This window comes from Arthrobacter sp. ISL-65 (assembly GCF_018613795.1).
Classification (GTDB): Bacteria; Actinomycetota; Actinomycetes; order Actinomycetales; family Micrococcaceae; genus Arthrobacter.
Genome location: NZ_JAGGPN010000031.1, coordinates 13,558 through 38,691 on the forward strand (window position 1 = coordinate 13,558; position 25,134 = coordinate 38,691).

The following is a 25,134-nucleotide window of genomic DNA, read 5'->3' on the forward strand; positions in this document are numbered from 1 at the left end:
TGTTAGCTGGCACACTTGAACCGTGCCAGCCAATCCTGAACTGTCTTCCCCTTCTGCACCGGCCCCGGCCGCCCGCCAGTCCGAGTTTTCCTTCCGTGTGGGCAAGCGCCTCACCGAAACATGCAGCCCCGCCGCCGAACAGGTGAGCGCCAACGGAGGCGGGTTCCTGGGCCGGACCGGCACCATCACCACCCCGCACGGCGAGATCCAGACGCCGGCCTTTATCGCCGTCGGCACCAAGGCCACGGTGAAATCCGTGCTTCCCGAGTCCATGGCTGAGCTCGGCGCCCAGGCACTGCTGGCCAACGCCTACCACCTGTACCTCCAGCCCGGCCCCGAGGTCCTGGACGAAGCCGGCGGGCTGGGCGCCTTCATGAACTGGCCAGGGCCCACCTTCACAGATTCGGGCGGCTTCCAGGTGATGAGCCTCGGGTCGGGGTTCAAAAAGGTCATCGACATGAAGTCCGTCGATACCTCGGGGCCCGACGATGCTGTGGCGCCGGGCAAGGAGCGGCTGGCCCATGTGGACGAGGACGGCGTGTGGTTCAAGAGCCACCTCAACGGCGACCGCCACCGCTTCTCGCCCGAGATCTCCATGCAGGTCCAGCATCAGATCGGCGCAGACATCATGTTCGCGTTCGACGAGCTCACCACGCTGCAGAACTCGCGGGGATACCAGGAGGAATCGCTGGAGCGCACCCGGCGCTGGGCTTTGCGGTGCATCGAGGAGCACTTCCGGCTCACTGCCGAACGCTCGGGCAAGCCGTACCAGGCGCTGTTCGGCGTGATCCAGGGCGCCCAGTACGAGGACCTGCGCCGCAAGGCCTGCCAGGACCTCGGTGCCATGGCGTTCGACGGCTACGGGATCGGCGGTGCCCTCGAGAAGGAGAACCTGGGCACCATTGTGCGCTGGTGCAACGAAGAACTGCCCGAAAACAAGCCGCGGCACCTGCTGGGTATCTCCGAGCCGGACGACATCTTCACGGCCATCGAGAACGGGGCCGACACCTTCGACTGCGTCTCCCCGACCCGCGTGGCCCGCAACTCGGCGTTCTACACGCCCGACGGCCGCTTCAACCTGTCCGGCGCCAAGTACAAGCGCGACTTCGGCCCGCTGCAGGATGGCTGCGACTGCTACGCGTGCCTGAACTATTCGCGCGCGTACATCCACCACCTGTTCAAGGCCAAGGAGATGCTCTCCGCCACGCTCATCTCCATCCACAACGAGCGCTTCGTGGTGAAGATGGTGGACGACGCGCGGCTCGCGATCGAGTCCGGCGACTTCTTCGAGTTCAAGGCCGAGACCCTGGGCCGGTATTACTCCTAGGTGGCTCCCGCCGTCGAAACGGCGTTCTCCACATAGGAGCCGGAGCCTCTGTGCCTCCGTCGCTGCTGTGGCCATGGTGGAGAGATGAACTCATGTGTCCCTGCGTTGCCCATGTCGGAGGACCTCTGGCGCACAGAACAGCTCCTGCAGTACGGCCTGAATTCGCGGGTCCTCACCCAGCTGGTTCGCGAAGGAAGCCTCATCAGGGTGCGCCGTGGCTGCTATGCGCGAGGTAGCTGGTGGACCGGCCTGAACGCAGCGGGCCGCCGGCGTCAGCTGGTTTACGCGCATGCGCACGGTACACGCACGACGTCGGCCGGCGGCTTCGTCTACAGCCACACCTCGGGTGCCAGCCTGCAGAGGCTCCATCTGTGGGGCGTCGACGATATGGTCCATCTGACCCAGGCAGGCTGCCCATCCGGCGCCTCCCACGGGCGGGGCGTGGTGGCCCACACCCGGCAACTGGGCAGCCGCGAAGTGACCTTCGTTGACGATCTGCCTTGCACCTCGTTGGAGCGGACCGTGGTGGACTGCTGCCTGATGTTCAGCGTGAGCCAGTCCCTGATTCTCGTGGATCACGCCGCCCGTGCGGGAGCCGACCTGCCCCTGCTGCGGGATTACTGCACTGCCCTGGCGGGCCGCAATGGAGTCGTGGCATTGCGGCGGGCACTGGAGCTGGTGGATCCGCGTGCCGAATCTGCCGGCGAAAGCCTGACCCGGGAACTCATCCACAGACTCAGGATCCCTCCGCCGGAGCCGCAATACGTGGTACGGACATCGTTGGGCGAGCACCGTCTGGACTTTGCGTGGCCCGGACGGAAGGTGGCACTGGAATTCGACGGCAAGACAAAGTACTTCGATTACCGGCCGACGAGCGAGGTCGTGTTTCAAGAGCGGCGCCGAGAAAAGGCGCTCATGGAGCAGGGCTGGATCATCGTCCGGATCGAGTGGAAGGACCTTTTCCGCGAGCAGGAATTCAAAAACCGGATATTGCGGGCGCTGAGCCCACGATCGCATGATTCGCAGCCCGCCCCGTTTCGACGGTTCCCTGCCAGCTAGACGTTGCGGAACGTCGAACGGGCAGGGAACCGTCGAAACGGGGAACTCTCGGCGCCGCCGGACTACGCGTAGCTCGGTTCGCGCCTCTTGACCCAGCCGATGGCCAGGGTTGTCACGGGAACGAAGAGGAACTCCACGAGGGTTTTGTACAGGAAACCCACCAGTACGTAGTTCACAAACATGCCGAAGTCACTGATGCCGATCACCGAGGCCGCGATGCTGCAGAAAATCAGCGTGTCCACGAATTCCCCGGCCACTGACGAGCTCACGATGCGTGCCCACAGGGACTTCTCGCCGGTGCGGGCCTTCATCCGGACCAGGATCCAAGAGTTGATGGTCTGCCCGGCGAAGAACGCCAAGAGCGAGGCCAGCACGATCTGCGGAACCGGGCCGATGGCACCTTCGAGGGCGGCCTGCTTGGCGGTGCCGAAATCGTCGCCGAAGCCGGGCAGCGCAATGATCACCCAGTAGCACAGCGAGGCGAACACGGACAGGGCAAACGTGGTGACAATGGCCTTCCGGGCCACCTTGAAACCGTAGACCTCACTGATGACGTCGCCCAGAATGTACGCCAGCGGGAACAGGAAAAAGCCGCCGTCCGTGACGATTGGACCTATCGCCACGCCCTTGGAGGCACCGATGTTGGACAGGATCAGCACCACGGCCATGACCGCGAGCATGGTTCCGAAGTAGGGGGAACCGACCGAGGCGAATTTTGGCGCCGCTTTCGGCAGGGAGGACTGGGCGGTGGTCATGGGCGTTCCGTTCGTAGTGGTTCGCTCGGCCGCCTGGCCCTTGCGGAAACGGGGAGGCAGCCGGCTGTATTAGCACTGGACCGGTCCCGCCGGCTGGCCGCCGAAACCGGTCTTCATTGTCCCACCATTGCCGGCACCGGGAGTGCGTCACCCGGTTACCGCACCAACCCGGGAACGACGACGGCGGGCCGCCACCCCGGGACCCGAGAGTCACCGCGGAGCCGGCTACCCGCCGTCGTACGTTGCCGTGTTGTTCGTTACTGGAGGTCAGGCGTTGACGAGGTCCTCGTCGTCATCCTTGCGTGCGGCCGGGGCGGCGGACCAGGCAGTGCCCTGCTCGCGGTCCAGGTGCGTGGGCTTCTTGTTCTTCAGCGCGAAGATGTACACCAGGAGCGAGATGCCGATGGCCACGGTGACGTAGGTGAAGAGAACTTCCACTTGGCCGGACTTCTGCAGCGCGGCGCCGATCAACGGGACGGTGCCGCCGAACATCGAGTTGGCCAGTGCGTAGCCAAGGCCGACGCCGAGGGCCCGGATGGATGCCGGGAACAGCTCGGCCTTCACCAGGGCGTTGATCGAGGTGTAGCCGCCCACGATCAACAGGCCGCCGATCATCAGCAGGAAGGCGATCATGGGGTCCTTCGTGCCGGCCAGCGTGGACATTAGCGGCCAAGTGAACAGCACGCCGGTGATGCCGAACCACAGCAGCAGCGGCTTGCGCCCGATCTTGTCCGAGATGATGCCGTAGACCGGCTGCAGGAGCATGAAGATGAACAGCGCCCAGAAGTTGATCACCGAGGTGGTTTCCTTGGGGATGCCGCTGGTGTTGTTCATGAAGTTCAGGATGAAGTTGGTGTACGTGTAGAACGCCACGGTGCCGCCGAGGGTCACGCCGATGCAGATCAGCAGGGCTTTCCAGTGCTTGGTCAGCAGCAGTTTCATGGTGCCCGGCTGGGCCTCGCCCGGCACCGATGCGCCGGCAGCTTCAGCCTGGCTCGTGGACAGGGTTTCCTCCATGGAGCGGCGGAGCCAGAAGACCACCAGGGCAGCCACGCCGCCGATGGCGAACGGAACGCGCCAGCCCCATTCGGACAGCGCTTCCTTGCCCAGGGTGTTCTGCAGGACCACGAGGACCAGGAGGGCCAGCATCTGGCCGCCGACCAGGGTGACGTACTGGAAGCTGGAGAAGAATCCGCGGCGCTTCGCCGTCGCCGCCTCGGACATATAGGTGGCGCTGGTGCCGTATTCACCGCCCACAGAGAAGCCCTGGACGAGGCGGGCGAAGACCAGCAGAACCAGCGCCCACACGCCGATCACGTCCTTTGTGGGCAGGATAGCGATGAAGAACGACCCCGCCGACATCATGGTCACGCTGAGCGTCAGGGCTGCTTTCCGGCCCTTGCGGTCGGCATAGCGGCCGAAGAACCAGCTGCCGATGGGGCGCATCAGGAACGTGACGGCGAAGACCGCCATGCCTTCCAGGGCGCCCTGCAACGGGTCCTTTGAGTTGAAGAAGTGGGGCTGGAAGTAGGCCAGAAACGCCGTGTAGATGTAGACGTCGTACCACTCCACGAGGTTGCCGGCGGAGCCTTTGAGGATGTTGCCTACGGCCTTCCTCGTCTGGGCCGACTCGGTCAGTTGGGTGCTCATCAATGAACCTTCCTGGATCCGGCGCCGCCGTCGGCAACCGTTGGGTGTTTGCTTGATGTCCGTGCCGTCTGAACCTGCGGTTCCCCGTCTGCGCCTGCTGGCTCCTGAAGCAAAGGACTCCATCCAAACTATTCGTGATCCACGGCACAAGCTAAGCCAGGCGGTATTTCCTAACACTTCCTTAGGTTTTCCGGATCATTCGGTAGCACGGCCCCGCTCCGGTGGAAGACCCCGATCGAAGACCCGTGGAGGGACAGTGGGCGGCTAAAATCCCTTCCAGGGGGTAGTCTCCAAACGGGCTGCGGACGAAGGACCAAAGAACAACCCACTAAGGAACGTGCAATGGAAGTGCTCATCGTCGAGGACGACGACGCCATGGCGTCCGCCCTCGACGCGGCCGTGGTCTCCGCCGGGCACAAGGCCACCAGGGTTTCCCGCGGAGCCGATGCGCTCCTGGTCCACCGGCGGTTCGAAGTGATTCTGCTGGACCTGGGCCTTCCTGACCTCGATGGCCTTGACGTGCTGCGGAAGCTTCGCCAGGTGACGGCCTGCCCGATTCTGATCCTCACGGCCCGGGACGATGAGCGCAGCGTGGTCCTGGGACTGCGCTCCGGGGCAGATGACTATCTGGTCAAGCCGGTGAAACTTGTGGAACTGCTGGCCAGGATCGAAGCCGTCACCCGGCGCACAGGCCGTTACGGCGACGGGCAGCACCACAGCATCGCACTCGGGGACCTCGACGTCGACCTGGACCGCCGGGTGGCCGCCGTCGGTTCCAGGGTGCTGTCGCTGACGCCCACCGAGTTCCAACTGCTCGCCCTGCTGGTCCGCAATGCGGGCTCCGTGGTCACGCGCGAACAAATTCTGGACGCCCTCTGGGGCGATGCCTTCCTTGCGTCCTCGAGGTCCCTTGACGTCCATCTCACCGGGTTGCGGGCCAAGCTCCAGCTGCCGGGGTTCATCATCAACGTCCGGGGCGTCGGCTACCGGGTTGAGGGGAATCCTGCGTGAGGCTCCGCGTTCTGGGCATCCTGAGCCTTCTTTCCGTCCTGATGGTGATCGCTGCAGCCGGCGCCATTCTGTCCTCCGCGAGCCGGGAGCTCACCCAGGAGGTAGAGATCAACCGCAACGCCGCCCTCAACAGGTTCGGCCAGGTGGCCTACGATGCGGCACTGGACGGTGATTCCACCCAGCTGCGGCGGGAGATGGAGGGGTACTCCCGGCTGTACGGCGAAGGGATCCTCATCCGGATGCAGCAGGGCACGCTGCGTTCGGGCGGTTTGGGCGAGGACAAGGCAGAGGTCCGGGACGCGGTTTCGAGGGCCAGCCTGAACGTCAGCGACACAGACCTTCCCACGCTTCAACCGTTGGGCAGCGGCTCGGAAGTGATTTCCAGGTCGTTCGGCACCGCCAGCCAGGTACTCGGCGAAGCTGTCCTGGAGGTCAAACTGGATGCGGCCCGCCAGAAACTGCGGGAACGGTGGCTCGTCGTCGGACTGGCGGGGGCGGTGCTGGAAGCACTGCTCCTCCTGGCGGCCGCCCGGTTGACCGGGTGGGTGCTGCGCCCCGTTCATCGCCTGAACGCAGCGGTGACGGAACTGGAGGCAACGGGCAGGAGCAGCCAACTGCCCGCGGACGGCCCGCCTGAACTAAGGGAGCTGAGCAGGTCCTTCAGCGCCATGGCACAAACCGTCACCGCAAGCATCGACTCGCAGCGGCAGCTGATTGCGGACACCTCACACCAGCTGCGCAACCCGGTGGGGGCCCTCCGGCTGAGAATCGACCTGCTGCAGCTCGAGCTGCAGACAGACCGGCAGCAGGCCGCCGCCGCGGGGGTCGTGGCAGAACTGGAACGAGTCGAAGAGCTCCTGGACGGCGTACTGAAACTCGCTGCCGCGGAGCACAAGGCGTTTGAAGGCTCGGCCCGCAGCGCCGTGCGCCCGGATTCCCGACGGACGCCTGATCTCATCGATCCGTTTCCCGTGCTGCAGGAGGAAGTGGAACGTGCGGCGCCTGCCGCCCGGAGCAGCGGGGCAACGCTGGTGCTTGAAGCGCAGCCGGGGACTCCGCTCCAGCTGGCATGCCGTCCGGACGAGCTGGCGCACATGGTGGGTGAGCTTCTCACCAACGCCATCAAGTACGCGCCAGCCGCCCGCATCTCCGTGGCGGTTCGCCGGCGGCCAGGAGGTTTTGCGATCGAGGTGTCTGACGACGGGCCCGGACTTTCCGCCGTCGAACGGGCCGCGTCCACCGGGAGGTTCTGGCGTTCTCCCCGGCACCGGGGGATCCCGGGGAACGGCCTGGGCATGACCATCGTGGACAGGCTCGCGGAGGCCAACGGCGCCCGACTGCTCCTGGAGGAGCGGTCTCCGCACGGACTGCTTGCCCGGATAGATTTCCCCGAACCGAAGCCCGGGCAGGGCCCGGGACAGACGCCCGGGAAGGAGTCCCCGCATGGCTGACACCGGCACCGGGTATCCGGTTCTTCCGTCCCGCCGGACGGCCATCCGGGCGGGGCTGGCAATGGGGCTGTCCGGACTTCTGCTGCCCGCCGTCAATGCCTGCACGCCCGACGATCGCGGGCGCACGGTAACGGTGGCCGGGGGCGAGCCGGGTGGCTTTTACCTGGAGTTTTCAACCCTGCTGGCTGAGTCACTCCAGCGTCACGGTGTGGTGGGTACTGCCGTTCCGCAGGTGACCGGCGGGAGCCTGGAGAACATCCAGCGGCTCCTCGCCGGCGACGCCACTTTCGCGGTGGCACTGGCTGATGCTGCGGCGCAGCAAGCGGCGGCTCCGGCAGCGTCAACGCCGTCGGCGGCGTCCGGCAGGATTGTCGCCTTGGGCAAGGTCTACGAAAACTACGTCCACTGCCTGGTGCGGAAGGACAGCCTCATCCGCACTTTCACGGATCTTGCCGGGAAGACCGCGGCCATCGGAGAGGTTGGCTCGGGTACGTCCCTGACCGCGCACCGCATCATCGCGGCATCCGGCCTGTCCGCCGTTGGAAACGCCGCCGGCAACACCGCCGCGGGCAGCCCGCTCAAGGAAGTGAACCTGGGGCTGAACGACGGACTCGCGGCCCTCACTGCGCGGTCCGTGAATGCCCTTTTCTGGTCCGGTGGTGTACCCACAGCCGCCATCACTGCCGCTAACAAGGAGGCAGGGCTGGCCTTGATCGACCTGTCGGCACTGGTCCGGGAGACGCGGGCGCGGTACGGCGGCTTTTACGACCGGGTCCTGATCCCGGAGAACAGCTACGACGGCGTCCCCGGCGCATGGACCGTGGGCGTGGCCAACCTTCTCCTGTGCCGTGAGGATCTGGACGACCGCATTGTGCAACGAACCGTCGAATTGCTGGTGGGGCAAGCCCGGGAACTTATCCCCCGGTCCAGCCTCGGCGTGCAGTTCCTGAGTCTGGAAACGCTGATCAACACTGCAGGCGTGCCGCTGCACTCCGCCGCGGCGTCGGCCTATCGCACCCTGCACGGTTAGAGTCCACCGGCCGTCCCGGCCGTCCCCGCGCCTGGGCCGTGCGGGGCCGGGGCAGCTGGCATCATGGAGACATGACTTCAGTGACTTCCAAGGACCTTCACGCCCCCGTTCCCGCCGTCGCGCTGACCATTGCCGGGTCCGAGGCGACCGGGCGGTGCCGGAGCCCAGGCCGACCTGAAGACCTTCCAGGAACTGGGCGTTTTCGGCATTGCCAACCTCACGTGCATCGTCTCGTTCGACCCGAAGAATGAATGGAACCACCGCTTCGTGCCCGTGGCCCAGGATGTCATCGCGCACCAAATAGAGGCGACGACGGCGGCCTACGGTGCCGCTTCCGGCGCACCTTCCGTCCTGGACACCGTGAAGATCGGCATGCTGGGCAGCCCGGCCACCATTTCGACGGTGGCCTCCGCGCTGGATTCAGGCGCGTTCAACAACGTTGTCCTGGACCCTGTCCTGATCTGCAAGGGCCAGGAGCCGGGCCACGCACTGGACACGGACCAGGCACTCAAGGCACAGATCCTGCCGCTCGCCACGTTCGTCACGCCCAATCACTTCGAGGCCGAGTCGCTGTCCGGTCTGGAGATCACCGACGTCGACTCCCTCAAGGCTGCGGCCATCCGCATCCACGAACTGAGCGGAGCCGCGGTGCTGGCGAAGGGCGGCGTGCGCCTGTCCGGGCCCGACGCCGTCGACGTCTTCTACGACGGCGAGACCCTCGAGGTCCTGAGCGCCCCGAAGGTGGGCGAGGTGGCCGTCTCCGGCGCCGGCTGTTCCCTGGCCGCTGCCGTGACGGCCGAGCTGGCCAAGGGTGCATCTCCGCTGGAGGCAGCCCGCACGGCGAAGGAGTTCGTGACCGCCGGGATCCGGAACCGCGTGGCCTCCGGCGCACCCTTCGACGCCCTATGGCAGGGCGGCCCGCGCTAGGCCCTGGCGGAACCCTTCCTCACCTTTCGCAGAAAAACCGGGAACCCTTCCTCACATGGTGAGGAAAGGTTCCGGTTTTTGCTGCAGGATGTGATGAAGCGTTTGGGTCAGGACCGGGGGTCGGCCACTGTTCCCATGAACAGCGGCAGCCCGGTCTCAAAGTGCACGATCTGGTAGTGGAACGGCCGGTCGAAATCGATGGTGTGCTCGGGCTGCGGCGGAGCGCTGGTAACCATGCCGTTGACCTGGGTGACAGCGGCGGCGATGGTCCCCTTTTCGGCGACCGTGATGTTGGCGGCCTGCCCGGCCTGGGTGATCGCCATGTCGGGCTGGATGGCGTTGAAGTCCTCAGTTGTTGTCAGGGTCTTCTGCAGTCCGGCTGCTTCGAGGACCTGGTGCAGGTCGAAGCTGCATTTGTGGTCCCAGCGGGGCAGCTGTATCTGCACGGTCTCCAGAGGCGCGGCGGCTAAGGCATCCGCAATTTCCGTGAGCTGCTGCGCCCCGAATGCGGCAGCGGCGTCGATAGCGTCTGGCAGGACAAGACGCATCACGAACCCCTCAGCGTACGGCAGGTCCACAGCCCGCCAGCCTGCCCCTTCCGCGTATTTCATCTCAAGCAGGTTGCGCATGGCGGGGACGTCGATCTCCTCTCCCGCGCCCGTGGTGAAGGGCAAATCCGATGTGGAGCTGGGGTCAAACGGGGTCTGCCAGGCCGCCGCGAAGTACATGGCATTGAGCAGGCTGAAGGTGTTCCGCGGATCGTACTTCGCGGGCGCTTCCTTGATCCGTCCGCCCGTGTTGCTGTCCACCCAGGCATCGATCGCGGGCTTGGTCACGCCCTCATTGCTGAAATCGACCGGATAGACGCCGGTTCCATAGTGCCTGGCCAGCGTGGCGAGGAATGATTCACCGGTTGGCACGCCTTCGTCGACGAACAATCCATTGGCCACGTGCATGACGGGCACCCGCGGCGGGTTGTCCTCGTCCACGGCGCCGGGATCGCCGTCGAACTTCGCCAGAGACGCGAGCAGCGCATTCATGGCCTCATCGCGTGTACCCAGCGGAAGACCCAGCACGGCGTCCAGCTCGGCGGCCGTTTCCCCGGACGCACCGGCACGCAGCATCGCGAGCGCAACCAGCAGGCTTCCGGGCGAGGACACCACGTTCCCGCCGGAACCGTTGCCGCCGTCGGCGAGCAGTGCCTGGCCAAGCCCAAGGGCGGAGTCCCGGAACGCACGGAATTCAGCGGCGTAAACCGTGCCATCCACCGAAACCCGCTCCACGCCGTCGGCCTTCAGCAACCCCGGCACCGGCGCCGAACACGCCGCCGCACGTGCGACCGCGGCCGAGGCCGCCACCATTTTGGCCATTCGAATCCTGTTCATGTCAGTCCTCGGCTCATCCGGAGAACACCGTACATGATCAGTCAACCAGCGGGGTCCGACAGTTTCGATGCCTGCCCGATCACGGTTTGTCGTCGGTTTGGTTTCGCCTTACCGACGCTCACGTTTGACGGCGGCCTTTCTGGCCACCTAACGGTGAGCGGCCACTACCGCCGCGGAATGTTCCGGAGGTTGCTGCGCGCCATGCTCACGGCCTCGCCGGCGCCACGGTTCAGGACCACCTTGGACATGGCGGTGGCAAACCCGAGGACCTGCGAGCCGGTGATTTTCGGCGGGATCGACAGCGCCTTGGGATCCGTGATGAGCTCCACCAGCGACGGCCCCGGATGGGCGAAGGCCTCGCGGTAGGCGTCCTCAATCCGGGCGGGATCCGTGACGCGCACCGCGTGGAAGCCGAGGGCGCGGGCCACGGCGGCGTAGTCGGCGTCGGGCACGTCCACACCGAAATCCGGCAGGCCGTCCACCAGCATCTCCAGCTTCACCATGCCCAGGGTTGAATTGTTGAAGACCACCACGTTGACCGGCAGCCGGTGCGCGGCTAGGGTGACGAGCTCGCCAAGAAGCATCGACAGGCCGCCGTCCCCCGACACCGAAATGACCTGGCGCCCGGGGTACGCCAACTGCGCGCCGATCGCGTGCGGCAATGCGTTCGCCATGGAACCGTGCAGGTACGAGCCGATCAGCCTGCGGGTGCCCAGCGGGTTGATGTAGCGGGCGGTCCACACGTTGCACATGCCGGTATCCGCGGTGAACACTGCATCCTCGGCCGCCACCTGGTCCAGCAGCGACGCCGCGTATTCCGGGTGGATCGGCTGCTTCTTTTCCACCTTGCGGGTGTAGGCGCGCACGGCCTTGTTCATCAGCCGGTCATGTTTCTTGAGCATCTGGTTGAGGAAGCGGCGGCTCTTCTTCGGAGCCAGCAAGGGCATCAGAGTCGCGAGCGTTGGCAGCACATCACCGTGGACGGCGATGTCGACGTCGGTCCGCCGGCCCAGCCTGTGGGCGGCACGGTCCACCTGCGCGGTGCGGGTTCCGGGCAGGAACTGGTCGTAGGGGAAGTCGGTGCCCAGCAGGATCAAAAGGTCCGCGTCCTCGATCCCCTCCGCCGCGGCACCATAGCCCAGCAGCCCGGTCATGCCGATGTCATAGGGATTGTCGTACTGCAGAAAGTCCTTGCCCCGCAGAGTGTGGCCGACGGGCGCACCGATCAGTTCCGCGAGTGCGATGACCTCGTCATGGGCTCCCTGCGTGCCCGCCCCGGCGAAGATGGCAACCTTGTCCGCCGCGTTGATGGCATCGGCGAGTTCCCGGACGCTTTCGGGTGCCGGGACCAGCGTTGCCGGCCGGAACTTTGCGGGCAGCGGTGTTTCGCCGGTAGCCTCCAGTCCGGCGATGTCACCGGGAAGGGTAACGACGGCGACGCCTCCCAAGGCGACGGCGTGCTGGATGGCGCTGTGCATCACCCGCGGCGCCTGTTCCGCCGTGCTGATGAGCTCCGAGTAGACGGAGCATTCGTTGAAGATCCGGTCCGGATGGGTTTCCTGGAAGAAACCGCTGCCGATCTGCTTGCTGGGGATGTGCGAGGCGATGGCCAGAACCGGCGCGCCGGAGCGGTTTGCGTCGTACAGGCCGTTGATCAGGTGGAGGTTGCCGGGGCCACATGAGCCGGCGCACACGGCAAGCTTTCCTGTCAGCTGCGCTTCGGCAGCGGCGGCGAAGGCGGCGGCCTCTTCGTGCCTAACATGAATCCAGTCGATGCCGCCCTGCTGCGAGCCGCCGGTCTGGCGGACTGCGTCGACAATCGGGTTGAGGCTGTCCCCGACGATTCCGTAGATCCGCTGGACGCCGGCAGCACGAAGTTGTTCGATGAGCTGGACGGCAAGTTCCTTGGCCATGGGTGCACGCTCCCGCGATCAGATTGGTGGGCCGACAGGGCCAATATAGTCCGCTTACCTTGGCGGGGTCTCAGGTTGCCGGGTGGCCGCGTTCTGGAGGTGGCCCGGTGCGGGCCGTTTTCCACATACGGCTGGTCGGCCGTTGAAGCCAAGCGTTCCCCACTCATAGCGTTTTGGGAAAGGCACTCCGCCTCTTTCCACGTCCACAGTGAGGATCGATTTTGGCCAACAAATCCCGCCGCCGCCGGCTGGCAAAACGGAAGTCCCGCAGCGGGCACCCTGCCGGGACACCCGCCAGCAGACCAGCTTCCGTTGCTTTGCACCAAGGTGACCAGGAAATGGGTTCCCTGTTCGCATTCGTGACTTGGCACCGGGAGCACGGGATGTTGCCAGACATCCTTCCCGTCCTGGCGCAACTGACCGCGTTCTTTCCGACCTACGCCGAAATCTCTGGCGGCGCCGCAGTGACCGCAATGGACCCCGGACTCATCGCTGAACATGTGGAGTTACTCAATGAGCGTGATGCCGACCTTGCATCCTTTTTCTGTGCCGTGCTGTTTGAATACATGCACTTTCTGAGGGACACGGGCCGGTGGTCCGGCACCGACGAAAGCCACCGGGTTTTGCATGACGTGCTCTATCACGGGATTCTCAACGAAGAATTTTCCCCCGCAGGGTGGCCGCGCACGCGAGCCGCAAGCGGTCGTCAGGCCTCCCCCAAAAGTGCGTGAGCGTCACGGGCAAGCCCGCGCAAACGGCGTGAGCGTCACAGGACGGCCCACAGGACCTGCGGAAGCGTCGGTCAGCTACCCGAGTGGGCCTGCAGGAATGTGTACACCTCGGTCTCGTCCACGCCGGGGAAGGCGCCCGGGGGCATGGCCGCCAGCAGGTGGGAGTGTGCCCGGGCGGAGGGCCAGGCATTGCCCGCCCACTCGGATGTCAGCGCGGCCGGCGGCCGTTTGCAGCAGGTGGGGTCGGGGCAGTTGGAGGTTGCCCGGGCCGTGGTTTCCCGTCCGCGGAACCACTTCACGTGCTGGTACGGGACCCCGATGCTCAGCGAGAACTGCCCGCTGGCCGACCGGTCCGTGCGCGCGGTGCACCAGTACGTGCCCGACGTCGTGTCCGTGTACTGGCTGTACGCACTGAACTTGTCCGGCACATCGAACACGGCGCGGGAGGTCCAGGCCTTGCACGACGGCTGCCCCTCGATCGCTCCTGTGTGGTCCTGAGGAAAATTCACGCCGTCGTTCTCATAGGCCTTGTAGATGATCCCGCTCTGGTGCGTCTTCTGGAAATGCGTGGTGATGCCCAGGTGCTTGGTGGCCAGGTTGGTGAAACGGTGGGCTGCGGTCTCATAGGACACGGCGAAGGCGTCCCGGATGTCCTCGACCGCGATTTCCTTCGCGGCCTTGGCTTTTTGCAGAAATTCCACCGTGGCCTGCTCCGGGAGCAGGAGCGCTGCCGCGAAATAGTTCGTGGCCACCCGTTGCGCGAGGAAATCGCCGTAGTTGCGGGGCGTTTCATGGCCCAGGACGTAGTGGCCCAGGGCCTGCAGGAGCACGGAGCGGGGGTCGTGGTCCTGCCGTTCGCTCTGAGTCAGATAAATTTTGCGGTTCTTCAAATCGGTCACCGAACGCGTGGAATGCGGCAGGTCGCCCACGTGGTGGAGGCTGAAACCGAGGTTCTCAGCGATGTCGGCAATGACGTGCTGGCTGAGCGGACCAGCGGTGTAGCCGACCCCCTTGAGGACCTTCTGCGCCTCCGCCTCATACTCCGGGAAATAGTTACCGCGCTCACGCATCATGGCCCGCAGCTCGCCGTTCGCGCGGCGGGCCTCCTCCGGCGTCGCCACCTGTTCATTCATCTTGCGTTCGAGCTCGTGCAGCAGCCCCACCTGCGCCTCCAGAACATCCATCGGCAACCGCGAACTGATGCGGATTTTGGGCAGGTTCAGCGACTCGTAGAGCGGGCCCCGCTGGTAGCGTTCGAGCTCGATTTCCAGGCCTGCCCGGCGGCTGGGCGGTTCGGCTCCGAGCAACTGGTCGATGCTGACGTTGAGCGCCGTTGCCAAGTGCTGCAGCAGACCGAGTTTGGGTTCCCGCTTGCCATTCTCAATCAGGCTCAACTGGCTCGGGGCGGTGCCGACGGCGGCACTCAGGTCATCCAGGGTCAGTCCCGCCTGCTTGCGCAGGTGGCGCACGCGGCGACCGAGCGAGATAACGTCCAATTCGGCCGTCGGCGCGGACGACGACGGCTGTGAAACTTCCCTGTTCCAGCTTGAAGGCGACATTTCTGAAGAATACGTGAAGAAGTGCATTTCTTTCCACCCTTTTCCCCTAGAAAGGTGTTGGAAAGTGCAGAAAAGTAGGTGTCACGGAAAGAAACACCACCGGAAAAGCCGGCCGGAGCTGCAAAGGCGCAGCGAAGGTCGGGCCGGAAACCATCACCCGGAATGGCCCGGGAGCTAACAAGGAGACAAAGATGACTGCAGCATTTGAGCCCACCCAGCAGACGCCCGAACAGCAGGCCGCCGCACTGGAGCTCGAGTGGGCTGCCAACCCGCGCTGGGAAGGTGTGACCCGTGATTACAAGGCAACGGACGTCGTCCGCCTCCGCGGCCGTGTCTCCGAAGAGCACACCCTGGCCCGCCGCGGCTCCGAGAAGCTGTGGAAGCAGCTCACCGAGGAGCACAAGGAAGGCAAGTACACCAACGCCCTGGGCGCCCTGACCGGCAACCAGGCCGTGCAGCAGGTCAAGGCCGGCCTCCGCGCCATCTACCTCTCCGGCTGGCAGGTAGCCGCCGACGCCAACAACTCCGGCCACACCTACCCGGACCAGTCCCTCTACCCCGCGAACTCGGTCCCCACCGTAGTTCGCCGCATCAACAACGCCCTCCTCCGCGCAGACCAGATCGAGTTCTCCGAGGGCATCCAGACCGTCGAGGACTGGGTGGTCCCGATCGTCGCCGACGCCGAGGCCGGCTTCGGCGGACCGCTGAACGCCTACGAACTCATGAAGTCCATGATCCAGGCCGGCGCCTCGGGCGTTCACTGGGAAGACCAGCTCGCCTCGGAAAAGAAGTGCGGCCACCTCGGCGGCAAGGTCCTGATCCCCACCCAGCAGCACGTCCGAACCCTGAACGCGGCCCGCCTGGCCGCCGACGTCGCCGGCACCCCGACCGTCGTCATCGCCCGCACCGACGCCGAGGCGGCCACCCTGATCACCTCCGACGTCGACGAGCGCGACCAAGAATTCATCACCGGTGAGCGCACCGCCGAGGGCTTCTACAAGGTCCGCAACGGCATCGAACCCTGCATCGCCCGCGCCAAGGCCTACGCCCCGTACTCCGACCTCATCTGGATGGAAACGGGCACCCCGGACCTGGAGCTCGCCCGCAAGTTCGCCGAGGCCGTCAAGGCCGAGTTCCCGGACCAGATGCTCTCCTACAACTGCTCACCCTCGTTCAACTGGCGCAAGCACCTGGACGACGCCACCATCGCCAAGTTCCAGCGTGAACTCGGCGCCATGGGCTTCACCTTCCAGTTCATCACCCTGGCCGGCTTCCACGCCCTGAACTACTCGATGTTCGACCTCGCCCACGGCTACGCCCGTGAAGGCATGAGCGCCTACGTCGAGCTGCAGGAAAAGGAATTCGCCTCCGAGTCCCGCGGCTACACCGCAACCAAGCACCAGCGCGAAGTCGGCACCGGCTACTTCGACGACATCTCCACTGCGCTCAACCCGAACGCATCCACCCTCGCCTTGGTCGGATCGACCGAAGAGGGACAGTTCCACTAATCCCCGGCCGCCCCCTCCGCTCGCAAGCTCGCGAGGGAACCCGGCGGCCGTGGGCCCTTCACCGCCAAAGGTGAGCTGTCAACATCGCTCACCGGAAGGCACGACGGTGGCCGGCACCCAGGTGCCCATGCCTCGGGCCGAAAAAGGTGATCCGGAAGCGTGCGTAAAAGGGGCCCTGTCCCCCGCCCGGCCGAGCTCTGCGAGGCCCATGGCGGGGATGGGGAATAGCACGCGGAGGATTGCCTTTTTCGGCCCCCAGCACCAGCCGCCGCACCGCCGTTAACTTGCTTCTTCTGAGGAGAGACTTGAAATGAACAGCTTCACCGATAACTTCACGATTAACGGCATTACTTTGACCGCGCAGCCGATTTGCCGGCAGGGCGAGGTCCTCACTTCGGATGCTCTGGCTTTCGTTGCGCAGCTCCACAAGGCAACTGCCGGGCGGCGCGAGGAGCTGCTGCGGGCACGCCGGGCACGCCGGGACCAGATCGCCCGGGGCCAGGATCCGCGCTTCCTGCGGGAGACCGAGCCCGTCCGGAACGATCCGCACTGGCGGGTGGCTCCCCCGGCTCCGGGCCTGGAGGACCGGCGGGTGGAGATCACCGGCCCGGTGGACAAGAAGATGACCATCAACGCCCTGAACTCCGGCGCCAAGGTGTGGCTCGCGGACATGGAGGACTCGTCCACGCCGTCGTGGCGCAACGTCATCCAGGGCCAGCTGAACCTGACGGACGCCCTGGAGCGCCGGATCGACTTCACCTCGCCCGAAGGCAAGGAATACAAACTCAGGGCCGCCGAGGAACTGCCCACCATCGTGGTCCGCCCGCGCGGCTGGCACCTGCCCGAGAAACACATGCTGATGAACGGCGAACCCATCGCCGGCGGCATCGTGGACTTCGGCCTGTACTTCTTCCACAACGCCCGCCGCCTCCTGGCCCAGGGCAAGGGCCCGTACTTCTACCTGCCCAAGATCGAAAACCACCTCGAAGCCCGGCTCTGGAACGACATCTTCATCCTGGCCCAGGACCTGCTCGGCATCCCGCAGGGCACCATCCGCGCCACCGTGCTGATCGAAACCATCACCGCAGCCTTTGAGATGGAAGAAATCCTCTACGAACTCCGCGACCACGCCTCAGGACTGAACGCCGGCCGCTGGGATTACATCTTCTCCCTCATCAAGAACTTCCGCACCCGCGGCCCGCGCTTCGTCCTCCCGGACCGCGGCCAGGTGACCATGACCGCCCCGTTCATGCGGGCGTACACCGAACAGCTGGTGCGTGCCTGCCACAAGCGCGGCGCCATGGCCATCGGAGGCATGGCCGCCGCCGTCCCCAACCGCAAGGACGAAGCCGCCAACACCAGCGCCTTCGAAAAGGTCCGCGCGGACAAGACCCGCGAGGCAGCCGACGGTTTCGACGGCTCCTGGGTGGCGCACCCGGACCTGGTCCCGGTGTGCCGCGAGGTGTTCGACGGCGTCCTCGGTGACCGGCCCAACCAGCTCGAGCGCCTCCGTGAAGACGTCACCCCGGACGACCGCGCCCTCATCAACGTCGCCGCGACGCAGGGCACCATCACCGAACAGGGCATCCGGAACAACATCGAGGTAGGCATCCGCTACATCGAGTCCTGGCTGCGCGGCAACGGCGCAGTAGCCATCCACAACCTCATGGAGGACGCCGCCACCGCGGAAATCTCCCGCTCCCAGCTGTGGCAATGGATTTACGCCCGCGCCATCACCGACCACGGCGAGATCATCAGCCGGGAATGGGTGGAGGAGATGCTGGACGAGGAGTTCGCCCGGCTGGAGCGCTTCGACGGCGACCGCTTTGCCGATGCCCGCGACATCTTCGAGGAGGTCACGCTGAGCGACAAGTTCCCCAGCTTCCTCACGGTTCCCGCCTACGCCCGGTACCTGCACGAAGCCCGTGAGGGCATCGACGCCACGAGCGAGGCTATCGAAGACGAGCTCGTAGCCGCCTGATATCCGGCACAGGTTTTCCGTCCGCCGGGCTGCCACGCCTCCGCAACAGCACCCCCGAAATCCGGGGAGGCAGCCCGGCAACGGAATCATCTTTATAGCGCGAACTGGCAGCTAATAACCCCAAAACCCAGGTTTGAGGGCGTTAGCTGCCAGTTCGCGCTTTGCAGTTTAAGGAATGTACGACGGCGGGGCTGCGCCTAACGCTGGCGGGGCACCTTCCGCACGGACAGGGTCGTCGAGACGAAGAACGCCAGGACGGAGCCGAGGATCACCAGGAGCGGCACGGACCAGTTGCCCGAGACGCTGTGGACGTAGCCCACCACCGTCGGAGACAGCGCGGCGAAGCAGTAGCCGACGCCCTGGACGATCGCCGACATCCTGCCCGCGGAGGCCTGGTCCCGGGCGAGCTTGATGATGGCGATGAAGATGAGCGTGATGCCGCCGCCCTGCGCTACTCCCCCGAGCGAGGACCACAGCCACCACAGCTGCGGAGCGAAAAGCAGCCCCAGCGGAACGGTCAGCCACATGGCACCCAGGGTGACCGCAACCGCCGTCGTACTCATGAACCGGGCTGCAAGCGGCACGCCCAGGCTGCCCGCGATGGCCATGATCTGGAACAGGGAGGACCCTGCCCCCGCGGCTGCCGGCGTCATGCCGAGTTCATCGGACAGCAGGGTGGGCAGCCAGGCGGTCACGCCATAGTAGGAAATGGCCTGACCGGCGAAACCAATTGTGAGGCCCACTGTGATCCATCGCGACGCCGGGCGGCCTGTGGCTGTTGGCCCGCCCGAGCCGTCGTCCGCCGCGGGCAGGAAGGCCCGGCGCCCGGTCGCGAAGATCCAGAAGCCGACTGCCGCGATGGCGAAGGCCGCCGACGCCGCAATGGAAGCCCGCCAGCCGGCCCATTCGGCCAGCGGCGCCGTAACCACGGAAGTTACAAACGAGCCGACGTTCAGTGCTGCCGTGTAGATGCCCATGGCAGTGCCCTGGCGCCGCGGCGAGAAGTCCCGCCGGATGATCAGCGGTACCGCGATGTTGCCCACGGTAATGGCCAGGCCGAGGATGACCGTACCCGCCATCACCATCGCCCCGCCGCCGGCAGAACGGACCGCTACGCCGGCCAGTACGCCCGCCAGCGTGAGGGTGATGGCCAGTTCCGCGCCGAGCCGGCGCCCTGCGAGCGAGGCAAGGGGCGCCGCGAGCGAGAAGCACAGCACGGGAATCCCGGTCAGCAGGCCCAGCTCGACGGGCGAGAAGCCCAGCTCCTGCTGCATCGGGCCAAGCACCGGTGCCACCGCCACGAAGGGGCCCCGCATGTTGAGGGCGATGAGGCCGATGCATGCGAGCAGGATCCAGCTGCGGGGAACCTTCGTTCCGATCGTGTCCCTCATAGGGCGCGGACGTCAGCGTGCTGGAAGCGGGCAAGGGGTTTCATCACCCTCATTGCTATCATGCGGCGCCCCTTACGGCGGAAAGGGCAGGGCACCAAGTGTCCGGTCGCGCTCGACCGAGGGGCCCCAAGTGTCCGTTCGCGCTGGACCACAGTGCCCCAAGTGTCCGTTCGCGCTGGACAGGTTCTTCTGCAGGCGTTCTTTTAGGGGGCCTGCAGGAACCAGTCCCGCGGGGCGTTGCTGACGCTTGGCGCCTCGCGGAACTTGCCCGGCTGCGCCACCCAGCCCACGCCGTTGGCGATCACCTGCTGGATCTGCGGCTGGTGGTACACGGGGTACTCCTGGTCGCCCGGGCTGAAGTAGAAGATCCGGCCCTTCCCGCGCGTGAACGTCACACCCGAGCGGAACACCTCGCCGCCTTCGAAGGAGCTGATGAAGATGAGGTCGTCGGGCTCGGGAATGTCGAAGAGCTCGCCGTACATCTCCTGCTTGGGGATCACGATGGGGCTTTCCACGCCGGCGGCGATCGGATGCGAGGGCTTCACGGTCCACACGAGTTCCCGCTCGCCCTCGTTGCGCCACTTCAGCGAGCACGTGGTGCCAAGGAGTTTGGTGAAGATCTTGGCGAAGTGCCCCGAGTGCAGGACGATCAGGCCCATGCCGCCCAGGACGTGCCGCTGCACGCGTTCCACGACCTCGTCGCGGACGTCGCCGTGGGCCACGTGCCCCCACCACAGGAGCACGTCTGTGGCGGCAAGGGTCTCCTCGGACAGTCCGTGTTCCGGATCGGCCAGCGTGGCGGTGGTGATGCCGGAGTCCGGATAGAAACCCTTGAGTCCGTCCGCGATGGCACCATGAATGCCGTTGGGGTACATCTCGGCCATGGTTTCCGGCTGGTTGTTCGCCTCATGGACGCCTTCGTTCCAGACCAGGATGTTGAGTTTTTCGGTCATGTCAGAGCCTCACTTCGCGCTGTTCGAGGGCGGATTTGTAGCAGGCGTCGAGCACCAGGGCCCGGGTCAGGGCAATTGACCCGTCGTGGGTTCCCCACACGGTCTCGCCGCCGCGGACAGCTTCCACGAAGTCCTCCACCACGGCCTGGTGCGCCCGGCCCGGCTCCGCCACCACCACGTAGTCTGCGTTCTCGCCGTCCTTTTCCTTGAAGATCCGGACATCTGCGACGGGGACGTTGGAAGCCCCGACGGCGCGGAGTTCCGCTCCGCCGTCGGTGCCGTAGACGGTGAAGTCCATCAGGTCCTCCTCGTCCCGGTAAGCTGCCCAGCCGGCTTCGAGGATCAGCGTGCCGCCGCCTTCAAGTCGGATGAACGCCGAGGCGAAGTCCTCCACCTCGAACTTGTGGGAGGACTTCATGGCGGTGTAGCGGGCGTTGCCGCCCAGGCCGCGGGGGCCCAGTTCCGAATGGGTCGACGCCGAGACGGAGAGGACCTTAGGTTCGCCCAGCAGGTGCAGCGCGTAGTCCAGGACGTGGACGCCGATGTCGGCCAGGGGGCCCCCGCCGGCCAGCGCCGGGTTGGTGAACCAGCTGCCGAGCATGGGGATCCCCTGCCGGCGGAGCCACGACGCCTTGGCGTAGTATGGCCGGCCGAGTTCGCCGTCGTCGATGATGCCTTTCAGCTTTTGGATGTCGCCGCGGCGGCGGTGGTTGAAGGCCACGTCCAGGACGCGGCCGGCCTTCCGCGCCGCCTCCACCATCTGCAGGCCTTCCTCGCCGTTGCGCGCCAGGGGCTTTTCGCTCAGGACGTGCAGCCCGCGTTCCAGGGCGGCGACGGCAATCGGGGCGTGCAGGAAGGTCGGCACTGCCACGCTGACGGCGTCGAGCCCGTCGAGTTCGATCAGGTCCTCCCAGCGGGCAAACGTGTGGGGGACGCTGTACTCGTCCTTGATTTTCCTCAGCAGGTCCTCTTCCATCGCGGCGACCGCAACCAGTTCCACGCCGTCGATCTTCTTGTAGGCCTCGATATGCTGCTGGCCGGCCCAGCCGATCCCGACGACGCCAACCCTCAGGGGTGTGTGCTTGTGCGTGCTCAATGTTTTAAGACTCCGTTTCGCTTGGATGTGAAAGTTGGTCTTCCTGCGGCAGCCAGCCCGTGCGCCGGGCTTCGTGCGCCGGCTAGCCCGTGGCCTGCAGCGTGGCTTCGATGACCGTCGGGGACAGGACGTGCTGGGTGACCATCTGGCTCGCACCCAGCACGGCCGCCTGGCCGCCCGCCATGGACAGGCCGATGCGCAGGTGCGTGGTGGCAAGCGGAAGCGACCTGCGGTAAACCACTTCGCGCACGCCCGCCATGAGGTGTTCGCCGGCCTGTCCAAGGCTTCCGCCGACGACAATGACGGAGGGATTAAGGAGGTTCACCACTGTGGCGAGCACGTCGCCCACATCCCGGCCCGCCTGGCGCAGGGCCTGAATGGCCTGCAGGTTGCCCCCGGCCACCAGGCGAAGGACGTCGGCCCCGCTCTCTGCCTGGACACCCAGCGCCGCCAGTGCCCGCGCCACGGCAGGGCCGGACGCGAGCGCCTCGAGGCACCCGTAGTTGCCGCACCGGCACAGGACGTCGTCGCCTCTGGGCACCCGGACGTGGCCCAGGTCGCCGGCGGTGCCGTTGGCTCCGCGCTGCAGCTCGCCGTTGCTGATGATGCCGGCCCCGATGCCTGTGGCCACCTTGATAAACAGGAAGTTGTCGTGCTCCGGCCAGTGGGCTGTGCGTTCACCCAGGGCCATGATGTTGACGTCGTTGTCCACCAGCACCGGGACAGGGAACGAGCGCTGGACGTGGCTGACCACGTCGAACCCGTCCCAGCCCGGCATGATGGGCGGCTTTACCGGCATGCCGCTGGCGTGCTCCACGGGCCCCGGCAGGCCAATCCCGACGCCGGCAAGGTCTTCCGTGGTCCGTCCCGTCTCCGCCAGCAGCGACGTCGCCTCGGCCACGATCCGGCCCAGCACTGCCTCCGGCCCCTCGGCGACATCCTGGGCCAGGCGCCGCTCACTGAGGATATTTCCGCCCAGGTCAGTGACCGCGATGATCACGTGCGTGGCACCGACGTCGACAGCCAGCACAGCGCGGGCAGCCGGCTTGAAGGCAAAGCGCGACGGCGGCCTGCCGCCGCTCGATGTCGCCTCGCCAGCGGGGCCGACCAATCCGGAAGCAATCAGCGCATCAATACGGGAGGCGACCGTGGACCGCGCGAGTCCTGTTGTCAGCGCCAGCTCGGCGCGGGTCCGGGCCCTGCCGTCGCGGAGCAGCTGAAAGAGGTCGCCGGCGCGGGACAGACTGCCCGTAGCGTCGGCGGAAACCGGCTCCGCAGCTTGGCCATTACCCGTTCGTGGACTCATGGATTCAGTGATAGCACGAATGCTTCTGGGTGTCACAGGACACAAAGAATGTCGATAACTTTCTGACTTTTGCTTGACGCTCGTCAAAAGTGGTTCTAGGTTGAGCTGTGAGCCCCATCACCGAGCAACACCGGTCGGGCGGGTAGAGCTTTTCCGGCGATTACAAAGAGGTAATGACTTGTCGAGCCAGCACCAATCAGGGGCGCCCCTTGGCGTCGGCATCCTGGGCGCGGGGCCTGTCACGCAGGCTATCCACCTTCCGTCCCTGGCCAGACTCACCGACATCCTGGAGGTGCGCCACATCATGGACGTGGATCCGGCAGTGGCCGAATCCGTCGCCGGCCGAGTAGGGGCACGCTTCAGCACCAGCGTGGAAGAACTGCTGGCCGATCCCGGGGTGGACATTGTCGCCATCTGCAGCCCGCACCAGTTCCATGCCGCCCAGGTCATCGCCAGCTGCCGGGCCGGCAAGAAGGCGGTGCTGTGCGAGAAGCCCTTCGCGATGACCGGCGAGGAGGCAGCCGGCATCTCCGCCGTCTCGGCCGAAACCGGCGTCCCCATCATTGTCGGCGCGATGCATACCTTCGATCCGGGCTGGCTCGCGGCCGAGGCCGCCTGGGGGGATCTGCCGGAGCAGGTCCACACGATCCGTTCCTCCATCGTCCTGCCGCCCAACCCGCGCTTTGAGGACTTCGCCACCGAGATCGTGGGCCGGGTTCCCATGCCGGAGCAGGACCTCAGCGACCCCGAGGTCATAAAGGCCCGCCTCCAGGGTGGCGTGATGGGCCTGGCCATCCATGATCTTCCGCTGGTGCGGCGCTTCACGCCCGATTTTGCCTCCGTGGAGGTTCTGCACGCCGAAATCGCGCAACCGTTCGGCTATGTCATCTCGCTGCGGGCCGGGGCGGTCAGCATCGAGCTGCGCGCCGCCATGAATGGCACGTGGGAACCGTCGTGGGTGTTCGAAGCCATCGGCGATGACGCCGCCCTGAGGATCGACTTCACGCCGTCGTATGTCCACGCTGGCTCCGCGGCAGCGCAAATCCGGAAGGACGGGCAGACCCTGTTCCTTGGCCCCTACGGCCATAACGGCTACGAAGGCGAATGGCGCAAGCTCGCCGAACTGGCCCGGGGAACAGGACAACCGCCGTCGGCCGAAACACTTATCCACGACCTGGAGTTCGCCCTGTCCATCGCCGACGCCGCCGACGGCCTCGTGGACGCCGCCGGCGCCACCGTAGCCGAGGAGGTCAGCGCATGAGCGCGCAGCTGTCCCTGTACGCGGACCCGCAGGCCGAGGCAGCAGGTGCTGTCGCCGCCGTCGCCGCTTCCCTCCCCCTGTCCTTCGCTCCGGCCCCGGCCCAGGGCCCGGCTCCCGATGTCGTCGCCGTCGCCGGCCACACCGGGTGGACGCAGCGCGCAGCCGGCGCGATCCGCGGCGGCGCCAGGGGCGTCGTCGTGACTTCGCCGGTCCCCGAGGATGCAGGTCAGCTGACCGCCCAAGCGTCCGAATCCGGGGCGACGGTGGTTCTCGACCAGCGCTGGGCCGGAAACGCAGTACTCGCCGGGCCCAGCGCAAACGTGCAGGACGTCATTGCCGATGCCCTTCGCGACGCCGTGCTGGTGGACTCGGTTGCCGTGGCAGCACCCGGAACAGATCCCCTGCAGCTGCTGACGGAACAACTCTCCGCCGTCCTGCACGCCGGCATCGAACTGCGCAACGTGAGGATGGTCCAGCGCAGCGCCAACGGCTACACAGTGGCCGCCACCCTGCCCGGAGGAGCCCCCACTGCGCTGCAGGGCATCCTCACGTCGTCGTTACCGGCAACGGCAAGCATCTCCGTTCTCACTTCCGCAGGACGTGCCGACATCGTGCTCCCCGAGCCCGCTGCGGCGTGGCCGGCCGAAGTCCGCGTCGTCAACGCGGAGGGAGCGATGACGCTTCCCACACTTTACGAATCGGCTCACCGGACCAGCTGGTCAAGGGCCCACTCGCACATCACATCCGGTAACCCCGCCAACGATCTGGGGCAGTTCACCGCGGCCATGTCCCTCCTCACCCAACTCACCGACTAGACAGTTTTCCCAGCAATTCCAGCGT

General features: G+C 66.0%; 19 protein-coding genes and 1 pseudogene. 11 read left to right on the forward strand and 9 right to left on the reverse strand.

Annotation, left to right across the window (positions count from 1 at the left end):
- Nucleotides 1-22: 22 nt before the first annotated feature.
- Nucleotides 23-1,327, forward strand: coding sequence for a tRNA guanosine(34) transglycosylase Tgt (gene tgt, locus J7I85_RS13035; RefSeq protein ID WP_214852311.1), 1,305 nt, complete (start codon nt 23-25; stop codon nt 1,325-1,327).
- An 84-nt stretch (nt 1,328-1,411) separates the two neighbouring features.
- Nucleotides 1,412-2,386, forward strand: a complete 975-nt coding sequence (locus J7I85_RS13040; RefSeq protein ID WP_214852313.1) for a type IV toxin-antitoxin system AbiEi family antitoxin domain-containing protein — start codon at nt 1,412-1,414, stop codon at nt 2,384-2,386.
- Between the two features lie 62 nt (nt 2,387-2,448).
- Here J7I85_RS13040 and J7I85_RS13045 read toward each other — a convergent pair whose 3' ends face one another.
- Both J7I85_RS13045 and J7I85_RS13050 read right to left on the reverse strand, forming a co-directional pair.
- Nucleotides 2,449-3,141, reverse strand: a complete 693-nt coding sequence (locus J7I85_RS13045; RefSeq protein ID WP_214852315.1) for a queuosine precursor transporter — start codon at nt 3,139-3,141, stop codon at nt 2,449-2,451.
- A gap of 267 nt (nt 3,142-3,408) precedes the next feature.
- Nucleotides 3,409-4,791 (reverse strand): MFS transporter, encoded by a 1,383-nt coding sequence (locus J7I85_RS13050; protein ID WP_214852317.1) that lies wholly within the window; start codon nt 4,789-4,791, stop codon nt 3,409-3,411.
- A 342-nt stretch (nt 4,792-5,133) separates the two neighbouring features.
- Between J7I85_RS13050 and J7I85_RS13055 the strand changes: the two genes are divergently transcribed.
- From J7I85_RS13055 to J7I85_RS13070, 4 genes and pseudogenes are all read left to right on the forward strand, one after another.
- On the forward strand, nt 5,134-5,802 hold the full coding sequence (locus tag J7I85_RS13055) for a response regulator transcription factor (protein ID WP_214852319.1): 669 nt from the start codon (nt 5,134-5,136) through the stop codon (nt 5,800-5,802).
- Nucleotides 5,799-7,253: a HAMP domain-containing sensor histidine kinase gene (locus J7I85_RS13060; RefSeq protein ID WP_214852321.1), complete on the forward strand. Its 1,455-nt coding sequence runs from the start codon at nt 5,799-5,801 to the stop codon at nt 7,251-7,253. Before J7I85_RS13055 ends, J7I85_RS13060 begins: the two co-directional genes overlap by 4 nt.
- Nucleotides 7,246-8,283 (forward strand): TAXI family TRAP transporter solute-binding subunit, encoded by a 1,038-nt coding sequence (locus J7I85_RS13065; protein ID WP_214852322.1) that lies wholly within the window; start codon nt 7,246-7,248, stop codon nt 8,281-8,283. Before J7I85_RS13060 ends, J7I85_RS13065 begins: the two co-directional genes overlap by 8 nt.
- Before the next feature lie 71 nt (nt 8,284-8,354).
- Nucleotides 8,355-9,210, forward strand: a pseudogene (locus tag J7I85_RS13070) (hydroxymethylpyrimidine/phosphomethylpyrimidine kinase).
- Between the two features lie 107 nt (nt 9,211-9,317).
- Here the strand turns inward: J7I85_RS13070 and J7I85_RS13075 are convergent.
- Both J7I85_RS13075 and J7I85_RS13080 read right to left on the reverse strand, forming a co-directional pair.
- On the reverse strand, nt 9,318-10,595 hold the full coding sequence (locus tag J7I85_RS13075) for a serpin family protein (RefSeq protein ID WP_214852323.1): 1,278 nt from the start codon (nt 10,593-10,595) through the stop codon (nt 9,318-9,320).
- Between the two features lie 164 nt (nt 10,596-10,759).
- Entirely contained in the window at nt 10,760-12,508 is a 1,749-nt protein-coding gene (locus J7I85_RS13080) for a pyruvate dehydrogenase (protein WP_214852324.1), read from the reverse strand.
- Between the two features lie 338 nt (nt 12,509-12,846).
- Between J7I85_RS13080 and J7I85_RS13085 the strand changes: the two genes are divergently transcribed.
- Nucleotides 12,847-13,239, forward strand: a complete 393-nt coding sequence (locus tag J7I85_RS13085; protein WP_214852325.1) for a hypothetical protein — start codon at nt 12,847-12,849, stop codon at nt 13,237-13,239.
- Between the two features lie 71 nt (nt 13,240-13,310).
- Here the strand turns inward: J7I85_RS13085 and J7I85_RS13090 are convergent, their stop codons facing one another.
- A complete protein-coding gene (locus J7I85_RS13090) occupies nt 13,311-14,825 on the reverse strand; it encodes an XRE family transcriptional regulator (RefSeq protein ID WP_214852326.1) in 1,515 nt (504 codons plus the stop codon).
- Nucleotides 14,826-14,989: 164 nt separating this feature from the next.
- On the opposite strand from J7I85_RS13090, the gene aceA reads away from it, so the two are divergent.
- The gene (gene aceA / locus J7I85_RS13095; protein ID WP_214852328.1) at nt 14,990-16,306 is read left to right on the forward strand and encodes an isocitrate lyase; all 1,317 of its coding nucleotides are present in this window, start codon (nt 14,990-14,992) and stop codon (nt 16,304-16,306) included.
- Nucleotides 16,307-16,616: 310 nt separating this feature from the next.
- A complete protein-coding gene (aceB, locus tag J7I85_RS13100) occupies nt 16,617-18,287 on the forward strand; it encodes a malate synthase A (protein WP_214852330.1) in 1,671 nt (556 codons plus the stop codon).
- A 197-nt stretch (nt 18,288-18,484) separates the two neighbouring features.
- On the opposite strand, the gene J7I85_RS13105 is transcribed toward aceB, so the two are convergent.
- The 4 genes from J7I85_RS13105 to J7I85_RS13120 form a co-directional block, all read right to left on the reverse strand.
- The gene (locus J7I85_RS13105; protein WP_214852332.1) at nt 18,485-19,678 is read right to left on the reverse strand and encodes a CynX/NimT family MFS transporter; all 1,194 of its coding nucleotides are present in this window, start codon (nt 19,676-19,678) and stop codon (nt 18,485-18,487) included.
- Nucleotides 19,679-19,881: 203 nt separating this feature from the next.
- Complete coding sequence (locus J7I85_RS13110) at nt 19,882-20,631, reverse strand: ThuA domain-containing protein (protein WP_214852334.1); 750 nt, start codon at nt 20,629-20,631, stop codon at nt 19,882-19,884.
- Nucleotide 20,632: 1 nt separating this feature from the next.
- Nucleotides 20,633-21,727, reverse strand: a complete 1,095-nt coding sequence (locus tag J7I85_RS13115; RefSeq protein ID WP_214852336.1) for a Gfo/Idh/MocA family protein — start codon at nt 21,725-21,727, stop codon at nt 20,633-20,635.
- Between the two features lie 82 nt (nt 21,728-21,809).
- Nucleotides 21,810-23,033 carry an ROK family transcriptional regulator gene (locus J7I85_RS13120; RefSeq protein WP_214852338.1) on the reverse strand — a complete coding sequence of 408 codons (1,224 nt, stop codon included), beginning with the start codon at nt 23,031-23,033 and terminating at the stop codon, nt 21,810-21,812.
- A gap of 178 nt (nt 23,034-23,211) precedes the next feature.
- On the opposite strand from J7I85_RS13120, the gene J7I85_RS13125 reads away from it, so the two are divergent.
- Nucleotides 23,212-24,294, forward strand: a complete 1,083-nt coding sequence (locus tag J7I85_RS13125; protein WP_214852340.1) for a Gfo/Idh/MocA family protein — start codon at nt 23,212-23,214, stop codon at nt 24,292-24,294.
- Nucleotides 24,291-25,109: a hypothetical protein gene (locus J7I85_RS13130; protein WP_214852342.1), complete on the forward strand. Its 819-nt coding sequence runs from the start codon at nt 24,291-24,293 to the stop codon at nt 25,107-25,109. Before J7I85_RS13125 ends, J7I85_RS13130 begins: the two co-directional genes overlap by 4 nt.
- Nucleotides 25,110-25,134: the final 25 nt, after the last annotated feature.